Consider the following 4717-nt stretch of genomic DNA (forward strand, 5'->3'; position numbering starts at 1 on the left):
GTGAAATAAAAAAATCTAAAAATCCTTCTTCCAGCTTCATTCCTATATCCATTTAAATGAAGCTAGCCTCTCATTATTTACCGATTTAAGCTAGATTTTTTTCATGAGGTGGCCCTGATAAAGGAATAGAGAATGCTTGCAAATTTAAAGTAAAACGATAACATGGGTTATAAAAAAAATAATAATCAAAGGGATGTCATGAAAATTAGACTATTATCAATGGCTTTATTAGCTTCTAATGTTGCTGGCGCAGCAACTTCTGTAGATGGCTGGTACACGAGTTTATTTGGTGGTTATACCTACATACAAGATAATATAAATACTTATAACAATGGGGTCTTCCTTAATGATGTGGGTTACAACGGTGGATATAATGCCGGTGGACGCGTAGGCTATCAAAGCAATCCGCTTCGTTATGAATTAGAATACACCCACATTCAAGCGAGCACGAGCCATTTTGCAGTTAACTATGTACGTCCCTACCAAGTTGATGGCTCCACCTCTGCTAATTTATTTATGGTTAATGCCTATTATGATTTCCCCAATATGTTACCCGCTATCTCTCCTTTTTTAGGGGTTGGTCTGGGCTATTCTTACTTACAAACCTCACTAAGTACTACAGGTCCTTCAGCCGCTACTTATTTAAGTGCTCATGAGGGTGCTTTCGCCTACCAAGGTACTGCCGGCATCACCTATAATTTTGCTGAAAACTATGCAGTGAATCTTGCTTATCGTTATGTTGCAACCAACAAAATAGATACCTTTGGTCGCTCATACCAAGCGCAACTAGCCAGTGCTGGCGCCATCTATCATTTTGATGGAGGCACCTACCTTAAATAAGTCCTTTCAGGTCTTACCTGAACCTGTATTTTTAAGTGATGTGTTTGAGAAGGATATAAATAATGAAGTTGTTAACTAAAATTGGCCTTTTATCCCCACTGTTTTTATCTACCTCCTTGTTTGCCCTAAAACCAATCGATGGTTTTTATGGTGGATTATTAGGCGAAATTAGCCATGGCCCGTCTGGTGATGAAATTTATTTTCATGAGGGAGGGATGTTATTTCACGGCAATGTAGAATACAGTCCTGTATCAGGTGGGGCTGGCTTTATGCTAGGTTATAAATACAAACATCTTCGTGGTGAGGGTGAATTTCTTTTCAATAGAATTTCGACAGGCCCATTAACAGTTGGCACTTGTACTATAGAAAGCCCTGATGTCGTTACTCCAACGGGCTTATGTCCCCCAGGAATTTATGATGGCTTTAAAGCTAAAGCCTTAGGGTACAGTGGCAATAGCACCGCCATTTATGGTTTATTTAATGTGATTTGGGATTTTTACTCGGAGGAAGAACATTCAGACGTTGCACCCTATTTAGGTATTGGTGCAGGCATGGCCTCGATTAAAAATGGCAGCAGTTTCATCAATACTAATACTGATTACTCCCATGGGCAAACGCACAATAGCTCGGGGATTGCCTATCAAGGCATTGTAGGGATTAGTTATTTTATGGATGATTTTACCTGGTGCTCGATGGATTATCGCTTCCTCACCACCAATCGTAAACCAGACACCACTACTGATGTAGGCTCCCTCCTTCCTAGTAAAACCTACCTCTTAAATACCTTTAATCTCACAATTAATGCAGCTTTCGATAAAGGTGCGATTTCTTAATTTTTTCAATAATTTATCACCTCATTAGGGCCTGGTTATATTCCACCAGGCCTGCAGCCAATAAGTATAAGGCCGCTCAGATGCTAAACGCTAGGGCTGGGTCTTTGTGAAAAAAATATTCTCTTGACTGGGTTCTACTTCGCTCTTTGCTTGATCCGCAAAAAAACCATGCGCGCTCACCTGTGATTGCTTCAGGTAGCGAGATAAATGGGTGAGCCCATCCAGTTTTAAGGCATGATAGCGGTCAGAGACCGTTGATGCATTAGGGTCAATAGCAAGCAAAGAATGGACTTGCATTTTAAACGAATGACTACTGGTAAACGAATCCCCGTATTTCTGAGTTAATTGAGCTACACATTGGGCTTGCTCCTCAGCGCTGAAATTAAGGCAGGCAAGTGGCTTGGCACTGTCTGGGTCTAGGGTAGTGACATACTCCTTATAAGCCTCATTCATGGCCTCTTTGTTGTTCAGGGTTGCTATTTTGGTTTTAAACAGAGTTAAGGCAAAATCCCGCACTTCTTGCCTGATGTCGTCGTCAGTAAGTAGTTTTAGTAAAGGATGGCCGATTACTGATTGAAATAAGCGGCGCTTGACTCCGGAATAACACGAAGGCTTATCTCCCTCTAAATCATCGTATTCTTCCCAAACACCCTTATTTAAACGGGTTTTATCCCAATTATGTGCCCGGCCAATGAGCATCAACTCACGGATAAAATGCTCAATACGCCCTTCTAGGGTATGGCCATCGGCAGGAGGAATAGCGTTATCTTTGGCAGCAAGCCAGCAGAGGGCAATTAGGAACCGGTATTCTGCAAAACTAGACCATTTTAGGCTTCGGTCTTGTTCATCCACATAGACGTAAGAAGCCTGTTGATGCATCCAATAATTGGGTTTAGACAGATAACGCCAAGCACTGTGGCAGGGGTTTTTATAGTATGCTTTTAGCGCTTCTTCTTGCTGCTTTGGACTTAACGCTAATGCCTTAAATTGACTAAAGTCAAGCGGTAGTGCAATGGGTTGACCTTCGCCACTTAGGAGGCACGCGGGATTTTGTTGGTAATGGGCACTTAAGTAGTTTCTTAAATCGTTCATAATCTCAGCCGCGCCAGCCTCATCAATTAGTGGCTCGTAGTGCTTTATTGCTTGCTCTAAGCGCTTTTGTTCCCCTTGGGTTAAGGCGTGCATTGAGGATTCACGGTCACGCGCGAGCCTCCTTAAATCCAATTGGCCACGTGCTTCATTACGATAATAGTTATTTTGTTCTGCTAAAGCGCGTACCGCAGGAAGGCTCAAAAGTAAGACTGCCGCATCGCTATTGCCGAGGTGATAAGCAAGGCGCAACAGTTCATTGAAGCCGCCTTCATTAAGTTCTTGGTGGGCTAAGTTTTTTACCGCCGGAATTGTTAATAAAAAGCGTAGCTCATCGACATTCGGCTCTGCATCAGCGTAATCGCGGCCAACACCGCGGCGGATTAAATTACGAAGCAGGTAAAAACAGCGGCGCGCCTCATCTACTTCTACATCAAAAACACCCTCAGGATGGGCTTGTTCAAAGGCCTCTTTACGTCTGTTTAACTCCTCGAGTTGTTCAGCTACAAACGCATAAACATACTTTTGACCGTATTCATGGTCATGGGATTCAAGGTAGGCAAAGCCTGCGTCAAAAGTGAGAAAATAGGTGATGATAGGGCGATGCTCATTCCTAGCGGCCCATCTAATCGCATAGGACTCATCCGCTTTAATGGCTTCTAGTTTATCCTCTGTACTTAAGCCCACCTCTTCTAATAAATAGCGCAGGGTTGACAAATGACCATTTCCAGCAGCATATCTTATCGCATAGTAATCATCCGCTTTAATTGCTTCTAGTTTATCCTCTGTACTTAAGCCCACCTCTTCTAATAAGTATTGTAGGGTTGGCAAATGACCATATTGAGCAGCCCCTCTAATCGCATCGTAATCACCCCCCTTTAATTGCTTCTAGTTTATCCTCTGTACTTAAGCCCACCTCCTCTATTAAGTATTGCAGGGTTTCAAACTGACCCTTTTCAGCAGCCCATCTAATCGCATCACCCACTTTAATTGCTTTTAGTTTATCCTTTGTACTTAAGCCCACCTCTTCTAATAAATAGCGCAGTGTTGACAAATGACCATTTGCAGCAGCCTTTCTAATCGCATAGTAAACATCCACTTTAATTGCTTCTAGTTTATCCTCTTTACTTAAGCCCATTTTTTCTAATAAGTATTGCAGAGTTGGCATATGACCATTTTCAGCAACCTTTCGAATCGTATAATAATCCTCCCCTTTAATTGCTTCTAGTTTATCCTCTTTACTTAAACCCACCTCTTCTGATAAGTATTGCAGGGTTGACAAATGACCATTTTCAGCAGCATATCTAATAGCACTGCAATCATCCACTTTAATGGCTTCTAGTTTATCCTCTTTACTTAAACCCACCTCTTCTGATAAGTATTGCAGGGTTGCCAAATGACCATTTTCAGCAGCATATCTAATAGCACAGCAATCATCCACTTTAATGGCTTCTAGTTTATCCTCTGTACTTAAGCCCACTTCTTCTAATAAATAGCGCAGGGTTGCCAAATGACCCTTTTCAGCAGCCCCTCTAATCGCATCGTAATCACCCCCTTTAATTGCTTCTAGTTTATCCTCTGTACTTAAGCCCTCCTCTTCTAATAAATATTGCAGGGTTGACAAATGACCATTTTCAGCAGACGCTCTGATCGCATAGTAATTATCCGCTTTAATGGCTTCTAGTTTATCCTCTGTACTTAAGCCCACCTCTTCTAATAAATAGCGCAGGGTTGACAAATGACCATATTGAGCAGCCCCTCTAATCGCATCATAATCACCCCCTTTAATTGCTTCTAGTTTATCCTCTGTACTTAAGCCCACCTCTTCTAATAAATCAGGGCCACCTCATGAAAAAAATCTAGCTTAAATCGGTAAATAATGAGAGGCTAGCTTCATTTAAATGGATATAGGAATGAAGCTGGAAGAAGGATTTTTAGATTTTTTTATTTCACTT

At 41.7% G+C, this 4717-nt stretch carries 4 protein-coding genes; 2 read left to right on the forward strand and 2 right to left on the reverse strand.

The genetic code is table 11. The features are described from left to right. Positions 1–198 precede the first annotated feature (198 nt). Positions 199–840 (forward strand): outer membrane protein, encoded by a 642-nt coding sequence (locus ELY15_RS13460; protein WP_127100896.1) that lies wholly within the window; start codon positions 199–201, stop codon positions 838–840. A 62-nt stretch (positions 841–902) separates the two neighbouring features. Continuing rightward, positions 903–1673: a hypothetical protein gene (locus ELY15_RS13465; RefSeq protein WP_127100898.1), complete on the forward strand. Its 771-nt coding sequence runs from the start codon at positions 903–905 to the stop codon at positions 1671–1673. Positions 1674–1763: 90 nt separating this feature from the next. Here the strand turns inward: ELY15_RS13465 and ELY15_RS13470 are convergent, their stop codons facing one another. After that, positions 1764–3620 (reverse strand): ankyrin repeat domain-containing protein, encoded by a 1857-nt coding sequence (locus tag ELY15_RS13470; RefSeq protein WP_370449440.1) that lies wholly within the window; start codon positions 3618–3620, stop codon positions 1764–1766. A 10-nt stretch (positions 3621–3630) separates the two neighbouring features. Continuing rightward, positions 3631–4584: an ankyrin repeat domain-containing protein gene (locus ELY15_RS13475; protein WP_127100902.1), complete on the reverse strand. Its 954-nt coding sequence runs from the start codon at positions 4582–4584 to the stop codon at positions 3631–3633. Positions 4585–4717 lie beyond the last annotated feature (133 nt).

Origin of the sequence: Legionella sp. km772 (assembly GCF_003989735.1) — a bacterium.
Taxonomy (GTDB): domain Bacteria; phylum Pseudomonadota; class Gammaproteobacteria; order Legionellales; family Legionellaceae; genus Legionella.

Coding starts and splice junctions, on each gene's coding strand:
- ELY15_RS13460 (WP_127100896.1), top strand. CDS start 199: ATGAAAATTAGACTATTATCAATGGCTTTATTAGCTTCTAATGTTGCT.
- ELY15_RS13465 (WP_127100898.1), top strand. CDS start 903: ATGAAGTTGTTAACTAAAATTGGCCTTTTATCCCCACTGTTTTTATCT.